Source organism: Gluconobacter sp. Dm-73 (assembly GCF_018256215.1).
GTDB classification, from domain to species: domain Bacteria; phylum Pseudomonadota; class Alphaproteobacteria; order Acetobacterales; family Acetobacteraceae; genus Gluconobacter; species Gluconobacter cadivus.
On the sequence record NZ_JAERLW010000015.1, the window covers coordinates 41,333 to 57,500 of the forward strand.

Sequence of the window (16,168 nt, forward strand, 5' to 3'; positions counted from 1 at the left end):
GAGCTTGAAGCCTTATTCGACGGCGGGCGTATCTTCGACCGGGGTTTCCATCAGTCTTGAGGCCAGATCGTTCGAGCCGCCGACCAGACCTTTGGCATAGTCCTGCGCCGAAAAGGGACGAAGGTCTTCGGCCTGTTCTCCGACGCCAACCATGTGGACGGGGAGTTTGAACTGTTCCGCAAGGGCCACGACGATACCACCGCGGGCGGAGCCATCCAGCTTGGTCACGATCAGTCCGGTCACGTTGACCAGCTCCCGGAACACACGGACCTGTTCGACGGCGTTCTGACCTGTTGTGGCATCCAGCACAAGCAGGACGGAGTGTGGCGCAGTCTCGTCGAATTTCTGCATGACGCGAATGACCTTGGCCAGTTCCTCCATCAGCGCGCCCTTGTTGTGCAGGCGTCCGGCCGTGTCGATCAGAAGTATATCGGTTCCAGCTTCGGTTGCGCGCTTGAGGCCATCATAGGCCAGTCCCGCTGCATCGGCACCGTGCTTTCCGGCAATGACGGGTACATTGGCGCGTTTACCCCAGACTTCGAGCTGTTCGACAGCGGCGGCGCGGAAAGTATCTCCCGCAACCAGCATCACGGACTTGCCTTCTTCGGTATAGAGGCGGGCCATCTTGCCGATGGTCGTGGTCTTGCCGACGCCATTGACCCCGACCACCAGAACGACATGGGGCTTTTTTGCCAGATCGGGCTCGAAAGGAACTGCAACCGGCTCCAGAACGCGGGCGATTTCGGTCGCGAGGGTTTCGCGGATTTCGTCGCTGGTTACGTCCTTGCCGAAGCGCGTGCTCCGAAAACTTTCGATCACGCGTTCGGCGACGGCAGGGCCGAGGTCTGCCGCGATCAGTTCGTCTTCGAGTTCCTCAAGAGCCGTTTCGTCCAGCTTGCGATGGGTAAAGACGGCGCCGAGACGCGAACTCGAGCGTGAAAGACCCTGTTTGAGTCGTGAGAAAAATCCAGCCATGCATGGGAGTTCGGACAGGTCGGGCCGGACGTCAAGAGCGCAGGAAGACCTGAATGTGTTTCAGATGCGGATTTCCGCCAGAAGTGTCCCGTTTTCCAGCCCGGTAGCTCGGACGGGGACGAAACTGCCCCGCACTGGCGCGGGTGCGTCGCCGACGAGGCGGATGGCGGCGAATTCGGGGGAATGGCCGCGATCGGCCGTTTCGGCGAGAATATCGAAGTCCGTGCCGATGAGGCGTTCGAGAAAACGGTCGCGGTTTCTATCGCCCACGTCGCGGAGTCGGGCCGCGCGTTGCTGGCGTTCGGCGTTGGGAACGGCGGGCATCCGTGCCGCAGGGGTGCCGGGGCGTTCGCTGTAGGGAAAGACATGTAGGAAAGGGATCTTCTGCTCTTCGATGAAGGCGCGGGTCTCTTCAAACAGAGCCTCGGTTTCCGTAGGGAACCCCGCGATCAGATCAGCGCCCACACCTGTTTCCGGACGCATGGCGCGGACGCGACGCAGCGTGGCCGCAACGCCCGCGGTATCATGACGGCGCTTCATGCGCTTGAGAATGAGGTCCGATCCGGCCTGCAGGGAGAGGTGCAGATGCGGCATCAGGCGGGGCTCGTTTTCCAGCAGCCACCACAGATCCGCATCCCCCGTCTCTACATCCAGAAGAACAGGGTCGATGGACGACAGGCGCAGTCGCCGGACACCTTCAACACGGCGCAGCAGTTCACGGCACAACGTGCCCAGTCCCTTGCCTTCAGTGCCTTGCCAGGAGGCAATGTCCACACCGGTCAGGACGATTTCCTGATGACCAGCTTCGACAAGGGCCTCTGCGCGCGCGATGGCGTCCTCCATTGGGGTGGAGCGGGAATCGCCCCGGCCATAGGGGATGATGCAGAACGTGCAGCGGTGATCGCAGCCCTGCTGCACCTGAAGAAGAGCGCGGGCGTGGCGTGACGGGGGCAGACCCGTACCGTGATCGCCCCAGATGGCGGGTTTGAGCTTGTCTTCGTTGGGGACGACGCGAACCACGCCCGGCAGTTCGGCCCAGCGATCCGGTGCGATGTCGGAAGCGCAACCGGTCACGACGATTTTGGCATCCGGATTTTCGCGATGCGCCCGACGAATGGCCTGTCGCGCCTGCCGCTCGGCGGTGGTTGTCACGGCGCAGGTGTTGACGATGATGGTGTCGGTCTGGCCGCGCGCATGATGGGCCATGCCGTCGCTTTCATGCGCGTTCAGGCGGCAGCCGAAGGTCAGGACGGAGGCGGTCACGCCGTTGTTCCGTGGAAAACCGTGACGGCGGGGCCTGTCATGAGGACATGGCCGTCTGCGCGCCAGGTGATTTGCAGGTCGCCGCCATCCATGGTGACGGTGCAGGTGCGCTCCGTGAGGCCGCGACGCACGGCATTCACGACGGCCGCGCAGGCGCCGGACCCACAGGCAAGCGTTAGGCCGGCACCACGTTCCCAGACACGCAGGCGCATATGGGTCGGGGAGAGGATCTGTGCGAATCCGATATTGGCGCGTTCGGGGAACAGAGCGTCCTGTTCGAGTCCGGCTCCCAGTGCTTCCGCGCGGGAGGCATCGCCGAAGATCGTGGCATGGGGATTGCCCATCGAGCAGGCCGCGGCGTCATGCAGGGGGAGATGCAGCGTGTCGCAGGCCTGCGAGAGCGGCACGTCCTGCCAGTCCAGACGGGGCACGCCCATATCGATCGTGAAAAGATCGCCGTCGCGTGCGGTGGGAAGAAGACCGGCAGCAGTCTGGAGTGTGGGCGTGCCACCGACGAATTTTGCCACGCAGCGGGACGCATTGCCGCAGGCTCCGGCTTCAGAACCATCGGGATTGAAGAATCGGACATGAACGTCCGCACCGTCCAGCGTTGGGACAGTTAAGAGAACGAGCTGGTCGCAGCCGATTCCGAAGCGCCGGTCGCATAGATGGCGGATGGTGTCCGTGTCGAGCGCGGGATCGTTCTGGCGGGCGTCGATGACGACGAAATCGTTGCCCAGACCGTGCATTTTCGTGAAGGAGAGGCTCATGGTGGCCCTTCTCATAAAGCATCCTGCGGGTTGACGCACGGGGAACATGCCCTCATGTCCGCTGCTGGATCAGAAGGAGTGGATATGAGCGGCCCGGAACAGCTTGAAGGAATGCACGTCGCGGCATTCACGCGTGCCAACGACGAGCCTGACACGATCTTCCATGCACAGCGCATCCCGGATTCGCTGATGGACATGGGTGCGCAGACAGCCGTGACGGCCCTGTATCAGACCGCTCTGCCGGTTGGGGGCGCCGTGCTGGATCTGATGGCCGGAGCGCTGAGTCACTATCCGACGGAAGCGCAGTTTCAGCGCGTGGTCGGGCTTGGGGTTGCGAAAGCGGCTCTGGAGGCCAATCCGGTTCTGAGCGAACGGGTCGTGCAGGATCTTAATGACGAGCCGACCCTGCCTTTCGAAGATGACAGTTTCGATGCCGTGACACTGTGCGACGGTCTGGCCTATCTGACGCAGCCTTTGGCTGTGCTGATGGAAATCGTGCGTGTGCTCAAGCCCGGTGCGCCGCTGATCCTGACATTTTCCGACCAGTTCCATGCGGCGAAGGCCGTTGCGATCTGGCAGGCGCTGGAGCCTGCGGACCGCGTGCGGCTGGTCAGTGTTCTTATGTCCCGCACCGGTCTGGCGGAGCTGGATACGGGCGAGGTCGTCCCCCCTGAAGATCTGACGGCGTGGCGCGATACGGTTCATGCCGTGATTGGCCGCAAGCCCAGAACCTGAGCCGCAAACACCAGAAAAACCTCGGCATACGTTCTTTCTGGTATTTTGAAGCGGAAGTCTTTATGCAGCGGCATTCCAGCCGCCGCATCCTGTCGTCGGCGTGACGTTTGCCGAGTGTTCATAAAATATGCCTTTTCCCGATACCCATCCTGCCCTCAAGCGCGCCCTTGAGGCACGTGGCTACGAACAGCTGACTCCTGTTCAGGAAGCCGTTCTGCAGCCGGGGCTGGACGAGCGCGACCTGCTGGTTTCCGCGCAGACGGGGTCGGGCAAGACCGTCGCCTTCGGCCTGGCCATCGCTCCGACCCTGCTTGGAGACGCAGATCGCCTTCCGCCGTCCCCTCAGCCCATGGCGCTCGTGATCGCGCCGACGCGTGAGCTGGCGCTTCAGGTCCAGTCCGAACTCAAATGGCTTTATGCCGAAACTGGTGCCCGCATTGCGAGCTGCATTGGCGGCACTGATGCCCGTAGCGAAGCCCGCGAACTGAGCCGTGGCGTTCATATCGTTGTCGGCACGCCGGGCCGTCTGTGCGACCATCTGTCGCGCGGCTCCCTCGACCTGTCCGCTCTGCGCTGTGTCATTCTCGACGAAGCCGACGAGATGCTGGATATGGGCTTCCGTGAAGAACTCGAGCAGCTTCTCGATGCTGCTCCGGCCGAGCGTCGCACCCTGCTGTTCTCCGCAACGATCGCTCGCGAGATCGCGTCGCTCGCACGCCGCTACCAGAAGAATGCCGAGCGGATCGACACGGTGTCGGGTGCGAAGCAGCATTCCGACATCACCTATCGCTGTGTTGTCACGCCGCCGCAGGAAATCGAGCGCTCGCTCGTCAATGTGCTTCGTTTCTACGAAAGCCCGACGGCGATGGTGTTTTGCAACACCCGCATGATGGTCAATCAGGTTCAGGCAACCCTGCTTGAGCGTGGTTTTGCATCTGTCGCCATTTCCGGCGAGATGGGTCAGAACGAGCGTAGCCGCGCGATCGAGAGCCTGCGTTCCGGTCAGGCGCGTGTCTGCGTTGCAACCGACGTTGCAGCCCGTGGTATTGATGTCCCGGCCCTGAACCTCGTGATCCATGCCAGCATCCCGACCGCTGCCGAGACCTTGCTGCACCGTTCGGGCCGAACGGGCCGTGCGGGCCGTAAAGGCACCAGCGTTCTGATGGTTCCGGTGAGTCAGCGTCGCAAGGCCGAACGTCTGCTTCATATGGCCAAGATTCAGGCGGAATGGGAAGCTGTGCCGACCGCTGCGGCGATTGCCGAGCAGGACAAGACCCGTCTGATGGACGATCCGATCCTGACGAATGCCGTGGACGATATGTCCGACGACCTGGTCAACCAGCTCGCCGAGAAATACGACGCCACAAAGCTCGCAGCTGCGCTGGTGGGTCTGTATCGTGCGCGTCTGCCGAAGGTCGAGCAGGTCCGCCCGATGTCCGTCGAAGCCCCGCGTCACACAGAGCGTGGCGAGCGTGGTGAGCGCGCGCCGCGTGAAGAGCACGTCATGGCGGGCGAGTGGTTCAAAATGAGCGTCGGCCGGACCGAGCGCGCTGATCCGAAGTGGCTGATTCCGCTGATCTGCCGTCTGGGCGGTGTGCAGAAGCGTGAAATTGGCAGCATCCGCATCGATCAGGAACAGACCTATTTCCAGATCGCCGATGAGAGCGTTGCGCGCTTCAAGTCCTGCCTCGCCGGTGCGGACGCTGATGAAGTGACGATCGAGCCGTCTGAAGCGCCTGCTGGCGGCATGGGCCCCCGTGGTCGTAATCCCGGTGAAGGCAAGCGTTTTGGCGGCGGTGGCCGTTCGGGCGGCGGCTTTAAGGGCGGCCCGCGTGGTGGTGCTGGCGGCGGAAGCGGCTACAAGGGACGCGGCGGTTCTGGCTTCAGCCGTCAGAAGCCTGCAGGCGGCGACGGCCCGCGTGGCGATGGTTCGAGCCGCAAGCGCCGTTCCTGATCCGTCTTTCAGGATCTGAGTGACGTAAAACCCCGCCGGAGCAGGTCTTCGGCGGGGTTTTGTTTTTAGGTCTGAGGCAGGCGGGCGGTTAGATCCCGGACGCGGTCAAGGATATCTGTGACGGGGAGCGGGATTAAAGCATTGTCTGTATGGTTTTCCTGTGCGGCAGCCGTCTGAAAGACATCGGCCCAGTAGCGCAGGCCACCCTGTGTCGCCATCGCGGCGAAACACGGGTTGACGTGGTGGGACGGAACGAGTTCGTAAACGAGGGTTCCCGGCTGGCACCAGGCAATATTGGCCATCCCGGCGCCGAGCATGCCCATGACTATTTCGGCTTCGCTGAACAGACGGATCTGTTCGGTCAGGGAGAGGGTTTCAGGACGGACGCGCTCAAAACCGAGTTTCTCCAGCCCCTCCGCCATTTCGGCTTCGTTGGGAACATGCCGGTTGGCCGAAGCTCCGCGTTCGATATACAGCCGCCGACCCGTGGATTTGCCTGAGACGCCCACGGCCTGTCGAAGACGGGCATAGGCGGCACGGGAGAGGTCCGAGATGGCAAAATCCGCGCTTCCATTGACGAAGGTGATGTAATCCAGCGCCTTGAACGCGTACTGGCGCCCCTGTTGCAGGCGGATATGGGCGTCGGACGTCAGGCCGAAGAGCTCCAGCGTCTCGAACTGCCAGGGATGCATGTGTTCGGGCAGCACAAGGCGAACGGCCTTATCCTGTAGGGACAGGACATGCAGGGTCGGGATCGTATGGGCGACCCAGTGATAGTAATTCGAAGCCCAGTGATCGACGCAACTTGCCGTAAGGCCCTTGAAAGACGTGCAGCTTATCATGTCGGCCGGGCGCAGCGTCAGGGCGCGGACAGCATCCGGGGGCTGAACATAGGCTGTTTCGGAGACGGGATGGCCTGCATGCAGCAGGGTCATCAGGGGTTGGTCCAGCACGATATTGCGCAGGGCATAGTGCTGGACCGTGACCGGCATGCTTTCCCAATCCCGGAACGGATTTCGCTCCGGATGGGGAAGGTCGGACAGGCCCGACGAAGAGACGCACGTCACCGGGCAGGTTTCGAGCATGGTCACGCTTCGGGCGATCTCCGCCAGACCGGAAGGTCCGGCTGGTGGAGACAGCAAACGCCTGAGACGGGAGAAAATCGGCATGGTCTGGCTCAGACGGTTTTGGCCGCACCTTTGAGCAGGGCCTGTTGGGCATCGCGGAGGGAATCGGAGAGTTTCTGTTCCGGCTCTTTCAGGTGCAGGCTTTCGAGTGTGTCCAGCAGCGCTTCGGCCACGAGCACGCGGGCAAGCCATTTATGGTCCGATGGAATGACGATCCACGGGGCTTCAGGCGTTGAGGTCGCGCGGATGGCCTCTTCGTAAGCGGCGGTATAATGCGGCCAGAACTCACGCTCCTTGATGTCGGAAGGGCTGAATTTCCAGCGTTTTTCCGGATGGTCCAACCGCTTGAGCAGACGCAGACGCTGCTCTTCCGGCGAAATATGGAGGAACAGCTTGAGGACGATGATGTTTTGCCGGTGCAGATAGCTCTCGAAGTTCCGCAGATCCTGCAAACGGTGGTCCCAGAAATCCGGAAGATCCGGATTGAGCCCGCGGGCCCGAACCATGTCCGGATGAACGCGCTCCACCAGAACGTCTTCATAATGGCTGCGGTTGAAAATGCCGATCTCGCCGCGTGATGGAACGGCGAGATGGATGCGCCACAGATCGTCATGGCGCGTTGAAATTCCGGCAGGGGCTTTGAAGGACGTAACATGCACGCCCTGCGGATTCAGGCCCGAAAATGCGTGCCGGATCGCGCCGTCCTTACCTGCAGTGTCCATGCCCTGAAGCACGACGAGGATGCCATGCGTCGCATAGGCCGCGAGACGCTGTTGCAGGACGGACATCCGGTCCACGCAGTCGCGGATACGGGTACGGGACTCGTTCTTCTGACGACCGAGTTTGTCATTCGTCGGGATGGAGGACAGGCGGAATTTTTTCCCGTCCGTGATGCGAAGTTGTGGGGGGAGGCCAATCTCAACCGACATGACGGTTCACCGCAAGACCGCCCGAGGCCTGACAGACCGGCATCATTTCCAGATAATTGACATTCACATGCCACGGCAGACCAATGAGCCAGGAGACCGTTCCGGCAATGTCTTCCGGGGTCAGCGGTGTTGTGTCCTTGTAAACGGCTGCTGCCTTGGCGTCGTCACCCAGGCGCACATTGCTGAATTCGCTACCCCCACACAGGCCGGGTTCGATATTGGTCACGCGGATGCGGGTGCCGAGCAGATCCGTGCGGAGATTCTGGGTAAACTGGTGAACGAAGGCTTTGGTCGCGCCATAGACGTTCCCGCCGGTATAGGGATAGGTCCCGGCCGTGCTGCCCAGAGCGATGATGTAGCCCGTATTGCGCTGGACCATGCCCGGCAGAAGCGCCCGGGTCAGTTCGACAACGCCCGAAACATTGGTGGCGATCATGGATTCCCAGTTGTCGGGTTCGGCGTCCTGTGCCGGTTCCATGCCGAGGGCGAGACCGGCATTGTTCACCAGAACGTCGATATCCTGCCAGTCCTCGGGCAGGGCGGCGGGCAGGGCGCGCAGGGCGTCACGGTTGGTCATGTCGAGTGTGAAGGGCAGAACGCTCTCGCCCAGTTCGTCCTTGAGGGCTTCGAGCCGCTCCTTGCGGCGTCCGGTGGCGATGACGCGATGGCCTTCGCGGACAAGCCGTGTTGCAATGGCATGGCCGAAACCTGCGGTGGCGCCGGTGACGAGGACGGTGAGAGGCATGACAATCTCCAGACGGACAGTCCGCACCCGGCAGGGGCGGTTCGTGGGCGGTACGGGGCTCAGGTCAGTGACATTGGATGTCATTAACACTCCTGAAGGCAAACGCTTGCAATACAGGAAGGGATGCACCCATGTTGGCAGGCATGAAAAAAACACTCGATGGACGCAATGACAACCTGACGGACCCTGCTGTGACGGCGATGGGTAGAGAGACTGGCCTTACGGGGCAGTTACTCGTGGCCGCGCCTGCGCTGGCGGAGACGTTTTTTGAGCGGACCGTGATCTATCTCTGCGCTCATTCGGAGCAGGACGGGGCAATGGGGCTGATCGTCAACAAGCGTCTCGCGCAGCCGGGGCTGGACGATCTGTTCGCGCAGCTTGGAATCGATCCCAATCCGCCGGAACGCCGGATCGGCGTTTGTATGGGCGGTCCGGTCGAGCATTCACGTGGTTTTGTCCTGCACTCGGCGGACTGGGCAGGGGAGGGCAGTCTGGCCGTTGATGGGCACACGACTCTGACCGCCAGTCTGGATATCCTGCGCGAAATCGCTGCCGGACGCGGACCGAAACAGGCGATGATGGCGCTCGGACATGCGGCTTGGGCGCCGGGCCAGCTTGAACAGGAAATCCTGCGGGACAGTTCGTGGTTTGTGGCACCGGCAAGCAGTGAGATCGTGTTTGGCGCCGACCACACAAAGAAATGGCGACAGGCGCTGGACGCTATCGAGATCGACCCGCTTCTTTTTTCTTCATCAGTCGGAGAAGCCTGAGAGGGCACCCGTCAGAGACAGGAAGGCAGCATGAGCGCACCCTATATCCTCTACATTTATGAACATTGCCCGTTCTGCACGAAGGCGCGGATGATCTTCGGGTTCAAAAAGATCCCTTATGAGAAGCGCATCCTGTTGAATGATGATGTGGATGGTCCGGTCCGCATGGTGGGTCGCAAGGTCGTTCCCATCCTAGAAGAAAACGGACATTTCATGCCTGAAAGCATGGATATCGTTACGCATATCGATGGGATCGGAACGCCCGTTCTGACGGGAGACACGCGTCCGGAGATTACGGCCTGGCTCCAGAAGGCCGCCGCGCCCCTTTATCGCCTGTTCCTTCCGCGCGCTGCCGCCGCCCCGCTGCCGGAGTTCGGCACCACATCCTCACGCGCCGGATTTATCCGCCGCAAGGAGCCTTCCGTCGGCGCCTTCAGCGCACTTCTGGAAGAGAAGACTGAAGAACTGACGCAGCTCAATGCACTGCTGAAAGATCTGGCACCGCTGATCCGTTCGCCCGAGGCCGTAAATGGCGAACTCTCCACGGATGATATCCATCTGTTCGCGCATCTGCACAGCCTCTCGCTGATCCGTGGGGTGGTTTATCCCCCTGAGATCGAGGCCTACCGACAGGCCATGGCGGTGCGCTCCGGTGTGGAACTGTTCGACGATATTGCCGTCTGAGCGCAGCGATATTTCCATAAAAAAGGGCCGGATCGCGTGATCCTGCCCTTTTTTATGTCGTGATTATTTTCCGGGCTGAAGAACCGTGTGCAGGAATTGCTCCCGTCGCTGGGCTACGCGGGCGCGAATGACAGGATCGGGCAGCATATGCGTGCCCGGCAGCAGGAGCAGGTCATAGGGCTTGCCCGCATGGAGCAGGGCCTGCGTCAGCTTCATGGTGTTCTCGAAATAGACGTTGTCGTCCGTGATGCCGTGCATGAGCAGCAGAGGCTGTTTCAGCGTGTCGGCATAGGTCAGGACGTCGCTCTTGCGATAGCCCTCCGGGTCGTCCTGCGGGGTGCCGAGATAACGCTCGGTATAGGCTGTGTCATAATCCGCGAAATCGACCGGCGGTGCGCCCGCCACGCCGACCTTAAACACATCGGGACGGCGGATGGTCGCCATGGCGGTGAAATAGCCGCCAAAGGACCAGCCATGCACACCAACGCGGGAGAGATCCATTTCATGATGACGCTTGCCGAGCGCCTGAAGCCCATCGATCTGGTCCTGAAGCGGCAGGTCGATCAGGTTGCCCTTGATGGCCCGTTCGAAATCATGATCGCGCCCCGGCGTTCCACGTCCGTCGAGCGTGACGACGATATAGCCCTGATTGGCGAGGCACTGGTCATCAAGATAGGAGGTTGGCGTGTCGTGAACCATTTTGGAGCCCGGCCCGGCATAGACGGACAGCACGACCGGATAATGTTTTGAGGCGCTGAAATTCTCTGGCCGGATGATGGCCGCGTCCAGATCCCGCACCCCTGCGGTCGTGAACTCGACATGGACTGGAAGTTTCGGCGCCTGCGCCACCCCCGGAAGTGTCGCCACGACATGGCCTGCCGTATCCCGCACCAAAGTCTGGCGCGTGCCCGCGGCACTGGCGAATGTATCCACCATGGCCGTATGCGTGCCGTTGGTGACATGGATGTTGTGGATGCCGCGCTCCGTCACGAACGGCGTGCCGGCCCCGGTTTTTAGGTCGATATGAACGACCTCGTTGTCCAGTCGGTTGGCGCGGACCGTGACCGTGAGACTGTTGTGTTCGGCGTCGTAATCGTTGAGGGCGATATAGGACAGGCCGGGCGGCGTCAGGACGCGCTGGAGTGTGCCGTTCGGGGCATGGAGTTCGAGTTGCCAGTCTTTGCCCCGGTCTGCGGCCCAGAGAAAGCCTGCGTTGTTGTCAAGGAAGACGGGCAGGTTGTGGCCGCCGGACGCGGCGCGCGGGTCCAGTTCGATCCAGGCCGGGTCGGATTGTTCCAGAAGGAGATGGGGCGCGCCGGTTGCGGGGTCGATTGTGAGAAGCTGCTCTTTCGTTTGTTCGCGGTTGAGCAGGACGATGGCGAGGGGGGCATTCTTCCGCCAGACGACGCGACCGAGATAAGGCCATGCGTCGTGGTCCCATGAAATCCAGCGGATCAGGCCACCTTTGGCGTCCACGAGGCCGAAGCGCGTCTTGGCGTTGTTCGTGCCTGCGCGCGGATAGCGGAAGGTGACGGGTTCGGCCTGCGGGGCTTCGGGGTTGGTGATGTAGTGCTTTTCGACGTCGCTGTTATCGGCTTCCTCGAACAGGATGGTCTTGCTGTCCGGCGACCACCAGGCACCGTCCGCACGTTCCAGTTCCTCGGCAGCGGCAAATTCGGCGAGGCCGTGGCTCAGCGTGTCGCTGCCGCCGGTTGTCAGGCGCGTTTCACGTCCGCTGACCAAATCGACACTATAAAGGTCATTATCCCGCACGGCGGCGAGGCTGAGGCCGTCCGGTGAGAGGCGGGGTGCGATCCACTGACCCTCGACCGGCGTGACCCGCCCGTCATCCGTAGCGATGCGTTCGAGCTGCCCGCCCTGTGAGGCGAGAACCGTGCCGCCGTCCTCGCTCATCTGGTAATCGGTGATGCCGGACATGCTCTGGCGTGCCCGTTCGCGCCGGGCTTTTTCCTCTACCGACAGATGCTCCGGCCCCGACGCCGGGGCGGCCAGTTCACGCAGCGTATGGTCCGGCAGGTCGTAGCGGTAGAGATGCAGATGCGTGTCAAACGGTCCTGAGCGCAGGAACAGGACGGAGTGACCGTCCGGCGTGATTTCCGCGTGGTTCGGCAGGCCCAGTGTGCCGTTCCGGGTCTTGGCGAGATCGAGCATGCAGGCCGCGGGATCGGCGGCATTGGCAATTCCGGCGGACAGCACTGGAGAGATGAGGGCGCAGGCCATAAGGGCCCGACGAAGGGGATTTGACGGCATTGCATCTCCAAAAGAATGACGGCGGACAGGATTTTGACGTCGATCATGGACCGGGGCGTCGTTTGTGAACAGGGTTTGCGGAAGGGATCTGCGCAACCCTCTCACGTTTTCGAGAGCGGGAGCGATTTTACCGGGACCGATCCCGGGTTCGTGTGTTCTGCATTGCACTACGTCTCAGCAAGAAGGAGCCTGATGGATATGCAGTATCGTCAGCTTGGTCGCTCGGGCCTCAAGATTTCAGCACTCAATTTCGGATCGGTTACATTCGGCGGGCAGGGCAATTTTTCCGCCACCGGTAAGGTGGATGTGGCCGAAGCCACGCGGATGGTGGATATCTGCGTCGAGCATGGTGTGAACATGTTCGATACGGCGGACGCCTATTCCGGCGGTGAGGCGGAGGAAATTCTGGGTCGTGTTCTTCAGGGACGCAGCCGCGAACTGCTCGTGACCTCCAAGGTGCGTTTTCCGACGGGGAAGGGGCCGAACGAACAGGGTCTGTCGCGCCATCACATTCTTAATGCCTGCGAAGACAGTCTGCGTCGTCTGGGGCGCGATCATATCGACCTCTATTATCTGCATGAATGGGATGGCCTGACGCCGGTCGAGGAAACGCTTGAAGCGCTCCAGACCCTGCGCGATCAGGGCAAGATCCGGTATGCGGGTATTTCCAATTTTGCAGGCTGGCAGGCCATGAAACTGCTGGGCGCTGCCGAGCGGGACCGGTTGATCACTCCCGTCAGCCAGCAACTCTATTATTCCCTTGAAGCACGGGACGCCGAATATGAGCTTCTGCCGCTTGCTGTGGATCAGGGCCTCGGCGTTCAGGTCTGGAGTCCGCTGGCCTGTGGGCTGCTGACGGGGAAATACCGGCGCGGCAAGACCGCACCTGAAGACTCACGCCGGATTTCCGGCTGGCCGGAGCCGGAAGTCCGGGATTTGAAGAAGCTCTACGATACGGTGGAGGTTCTGGTGCAGATCGCGGAAGAGCATAGTGTTTCCGCGGCCCGCGTGGCGCTGGCCTGGACGCTACACAAGCCGGGGATCACGTCGCTGGTTCTGGGCGCGCGCAAGGAAAGCCAGCTTCTGGACAATCTCGCTGCCGCGTCGCTTCGTCTCACGCAGGAGCAGGTCCGCAGGTTGGACGATGTGAGCGCGCCGGACCTGATCTATCCGTACTGGCACCAGAACCGCAACGCGTTCGATCGTCTTTCGAAGGCGGATCTCGTGTTGCAGGGGCCAGCAAAACGTCTCCGCGAGGCTCTTGAAACGAAAAAATGACTGCCTAAATATTAGTCACAGGCCGCTGCCTCCGGGGGCGGCCAAGAACATCAATGCTGCCGCAACGGGGCATACGAGGACTTTAAAGACTATGGACATTCAGAATTTTACCGAACGCAGCCAGGGCTTTCTTCAGGCCGCACAGACGATTGCGCTTCGGGACTACAACCAGCAGCTGACGCCGGAGCATCTGCTCAAGGCCCTGCTGGACGATGAACAGGGCGCGGCCTCCGGCCTGATCCGCGCAGCGGGTGGCGATCCGAAGGTCGTCCAAACCGCCAATGACGCCGCGCTTGCAAAGTTGCCGAAAGTACAGGGTGCCGGTGCGGGCCAGCCCCAGATGACGCCTGATCTTGCCCGTCTGTTGGATGGTGCGGAATCCGCTGCAAAAGTAGCTGGCGACAGTCATGTGGCGCAGGACCGTCTGCTTGTGGCGATTGCCGCCAGCAATACGGCTGCGGGCAAGGCACTTGTAGAGGGTAAGGCCAGTGCCGGGGCTCTGGAGCGTGCTGTTGCGGAAATTCGCAAGGGACGGACTGTTACGAGTGCCTCAGCGGAAAATACGTTCGACGCCCTGAAGAAATATGCCCGTGACGTCACGGCTGTGGCTCAGGCTGGCAAGCTCGATCCGGTTATTGGCCGTGACGAGGAAATCCGCCGCACGATTCAGGTTCTCGCCCGTCGCAGCAAAAACAACCCGGTCCTGATCGGTGAGCCGGGTGTGGGTAAGACGGCCATTGTTGAAGGTCTCGCACAGCGGATCGTCAATGGTGACGTGCCCGAGGCATTGCGCAACAAGAAGCTGATGTCGCTCGATATGGGTGCACTGATTGCCGGTGCGAAATATCGCGGTGAGTTTGAGGAGCGTCTGAAGGCTGTTCTCAAGGAAATCGAGACGGCTGAAGGCGAGATCATTCTCTTCATCGACGAGATGCACACGCTGGTCGGCGCCGGTCGGTCCGATGGCGCGATGGATGCGTCCAACCTCATCAAGCCGGAACTGGCGCGCGGCACGCTGCATTGCGTGGGTGCGACGACGCTAGACGAATACCGCAAGTATATTGAGAAAGACGCGGCTCTGGCCCGTCGTTTCCAGCCGGTCTTCGTTGGTGAGCCGTCCGTTGCCGATACGATCTCGATCCTGCGTGGCATCAAAGAGAAGTACGAACTGCATCATGGCGTCCGCATTACGGACAACGCCATTGTTACGGCCGCAACCCTCTCCAATCGCTACATCACGGATCGCTTTCTGCCCGACAAGGCGATCGATCTGATCGACGAGGCAGCCAGCCGTCTGCGGATGCAGATCGACAGCAAGCCGGAAGCTCTGGACGAACTCGACCGCCGTATCATTCAGCTCAAGATCGAGCGGGAAGCCATCCGCAAGGAGGACGATACCGCGTCGAAGGATCGTCTGGTCGCGCTGGAAGCTGAACTTGCCGATCTGGAAGAGCAGTCCGATGCGATGGGCGCCGAATGGCATGCCGAGAAAGATCGGGTGAATGCGATCCAGAAGCTGAAGGAGCAGCTCGATACCGCGCGTTCCGATGTGGAAGTCGCGCAGCGTCAGGGTAATCTCGGTAAGGCTTCCGAGCTGATGTACGGCCTGATTCCGAACCTTGAGTCTCAGATTGCCAAGGCTCAGGAAGAAGAGGACGCCTCGTCGAAAAGCGGACTGTTCGCTGATACCGTGACAGATCAGGGCGTGGCCTCGGTCGTGTCCCGCTGGACGGGGGTGCCGGTGGACCGGATGCTCGAAGGCGAGCGTGCCAAGCTGATCCGTATGGAAGACACACTGCGTGATCGTGTTGTCGGGCAGGAGCAGGCTCTTGTGGCCGTGTCGAACGCCGTCCGCCGGGCCCGTGCCGGTCTTCAGGATCCCAACCGTCCGATCGGTTCGTTCCTGTTCCTCGGTCCCACAGGTGTTGGCAAGACCGAGTTAACCAAGGCTCTGGCGCAGTTCCTGTTCGATGACGAGAAGGCCCTGCTGCGGATAGACATGAGTGAGTTCATGGAGAAGCACGCAGTCTCCCGTCTGATCGGCGCCCCTCCAGGTTATGTCGGTTACGATGAAGGCGGTGTGCTGACGGAAGCCGTTCGTCGGCGTCCTTATCAGGTGATCCTGTTTGACGAGGTGGAGAAGGCCCATGAGGACATCTTCAACATTCTGCTTCAGGTTCTCGATGATGGACGTCTGACGGACGGGCAGGGACGTGTGGTGGACTTCCGCAACACGATCATTGTCCTGACCAGCAACCTTGGCTCTGAAGTCTTGGCCAATCTGCCGGACGGTGAATCCGTGGATGAGGTCCGTCCGCAGGTCATGCAGGTCGTACGGAATCACTTCCGGCCCGAGTTCCTCAATCGTCTGGACGAGATCATCCTGTTCTCCCGCCTGCAGCGCAAGGACATGGACCGGATCGTCAAGATTCAGATCAGCCGTCTCCAGAAGCTGCTGGAAGATCGCAAGATTGATTTGGAACTGGACGAGAAGGGAACTGAGTGGCTGGCCGCAGAAGGATACGATCCTGTCTACGGTGCCCGTCCGCTCAAGCGTGTCATTCAGCGCAGCCTCCAGAACCCGCTGGCCAGCCTGCTGCTTGAAGGAAGCATCCACGATGGTGAAGCCGTAAAGGTTTCGGCCACTGACAAGGCCCTCACGATTGA

General features: G+C 61.2%; 13 protein-coding genes (1 of these 13 only partly in view). 6 read left to right on the forward strand and 7 right to left on the reverse strand.

The features are described from left to right. Positions 1 to 12: 12 nt before the first annotated feature. From ftsY to dapF, 3 genes are read right to left on the reverse strand one after another with little or no spacing between them, the layout of a single operon-like run. Positions 13 to 975 (reverse strand): signal recognition particle-docking protein FtsY, encoded by a 963-nt coding sequence (gene ftsY, locus JK176_RS14100; RefSeq protein WP_211588294.1) that lies wholly within the window; start codon positions 973 to 975, stop codon positions 13 to 15. 60 nt (positions 976 to 1,035) lie between these two features. After that, positions 1,036 to 2,238 (reverse strand): radical SAM protein, encoded by a 1,203-nt coding sequence (locus JK176_RS14105; protein ID WP_211588295.1) that lies wholly within the window; start codon positions 2,236 to 2,238, stop codon positions 1,036 to 1,038. Then, positions 2,235 to 3,008: a diaminopimelate epimerase gene (dapF, locus tag JK176_RS14110; RefSeq protein ID WP_211588296.1), complete on the reverse strand. Its 774-nt coding sequence runs from the start codon at positions 3,006 to 3,008 to the stop codon at positions 2,235 to 2,237. The genes JK176_RS14105 and dapF overlap by 4 nt, the downstream gene beginning before the upstream one ends. A gap of 84 nt (positions 3,009 to 3,092) precedes the next feature. Here dapF and JK176_RS14115 point away from each other — a divergent pair, with 84 nt between their 5' ends. Continuing rightward, complete coding sequence (locus JK176_RS14115; protein WP_211588297.1) at positions 3,093 to 3,743, forward strand: class I SAM-dependent methyltransferase; 651 nt, start codon at positions 3,093 to 3,095, stop codon at positions 3,741 to 3,743. Positions 3,744 to 3,870: 127 nt separating this feature from the next. Further along, on the forward strand, positions 3,871 to 5,697 hold the full coding sequence (locus tag JK176_RS14120) for a DEAD/DEAH box helicase (RefSeq protein WP_211588298.1): 1,827 nt from the start codon (positions 3,871 to 3,873) through the stop codon (positions 5,695 to 5,697). Positions 5,698 to 5,762: 65 nt separating this feature from the next. On the opposite strand, the gene JK176_RS14125 is transcribed toward JK176_RS14120, so the two are convergent. From JK176_RS14125 to JK176_RS14135, 3 genes are read right to left on the reverse strand one after another with little or no spacing between them, the layout of a single operon-like run. Continuing rightward, positions 5,763 to 6,866 (reverse strand): DUF563 domain-containing protein, encoded by a 1,104-nt coding sequence (locus JK176_RS14125; protein ID WP_211588299.1) that lies wholly within the window; start codon positions 6,864 to 6,866, stop codon positions 5,763 to 5,765. A gap of 8 nt (positions 6,867 to 6,874) precedes the next feature. Then, the gene (locus JK176_RS14130) at positions 6,875 to 7,753 is read right to left on the reverse strand and encodes a polyphosphate kinase 2 family protein (RefSeq protein ID WP_194263148.1); all 879 of its coding nucleotides are present in this window, start codon (positions 7,751 to 7,753) and stop codon (positions 6,875 to 6,877) included. Then, positions 7,743 to 8,498, reverse strand: a complete 756-nt coding sequence (locus JK176_RS14135) for an SDR family NAD(P)-dependent oxidoreductase (protein ID WP_194263191.1) — start codon at positions 8,496 to 8,498, stop codon at positions 7,743 to 7,745. The genes JK176_RS14130 and JK176_RS14135 overlap by 11 nt, the downstream gene beginning before the upstream one ends. Before the next feature lie 143 nt (positions 8,499 to 8,641). Here JK176_RS14135 and JK176_RS14140 point away from each other — a divergent pair, with 143 nt between their 5' ends. Together JK176_RS14140 and grxB are read left to right on the forward strand one after the other, a co-directional pair. Then, positions 8,642 to 9,268, forward strand: a complete 627-nt coding sequence (locus JK176_RS14140; RefSeq protein ID WP_211588300.1) for a YqgE/AlgH family protein — start codon at positions 8,642 to 8,644, stop codon at positions 9,266 to 9,268. 30 nt (positions 9,269 to 9,298) lie between these two features. After that, positions 9,299 to 9,952 (forward strand): glutaredoxin 2, encoded by a 654-nt coding sequence (grxB, locus tag JK176_RS14145; protein WP_211588301.1) that lies wholly within the window; start codon positions 9,299 to 9,301, stop codon positions 9,950 to 9,952. A gap of 63 nt (positions 9,953 to 10,015) precedes the next feature. Here the strand turns inward: grxB and JK176_RS14150 are convergent, their stop codons facing one another. Continuing rightward, positions 10,016 to 12,223, reverse strand: a complete 2,208-nt coding sequence (locus JK176_RS14150) for a S9 family peptidase (RefSeq protein ID WP_211588302.1) — start codon at positions 12,221 to 12,223, stop codon at positions 10,016 to 10,018. A 198-nt stretch (positions 12,224 to 12,421) separates the two neighbouring features. Here JK176_RS14150 and JK176_RS14155 point away from each other — a divergent pair, with 198 nt between their 5' ends. Beyond that, positions 12,422 to 13,501, forward strand: coding sequence for an aldo/keto reductase (locus JK176_RS14155; protein WP_211588307.1), 1,080 nt, complete (start codon positions 12,422 to 12,424; stop codon positions 13,499 to 13,501). 91 nt (positions 13,502 to 13,592) lie between these two features. Then, positions 13,593 to 16,168, forward strand: the 5' portion of a protein-coding gene (gene clpB / locus JK176_RS14160) for an ATP-dependent chaperone ClpB (protein WP_211588303.1). It continues 25 nt past the right edge of the window; 2,576 of the gene's 2,601 nt are visible here — the first part of the coding sequence; the start codon lies at positions 13,593 to 13,595; its stop codon lies off the right edge, out of view.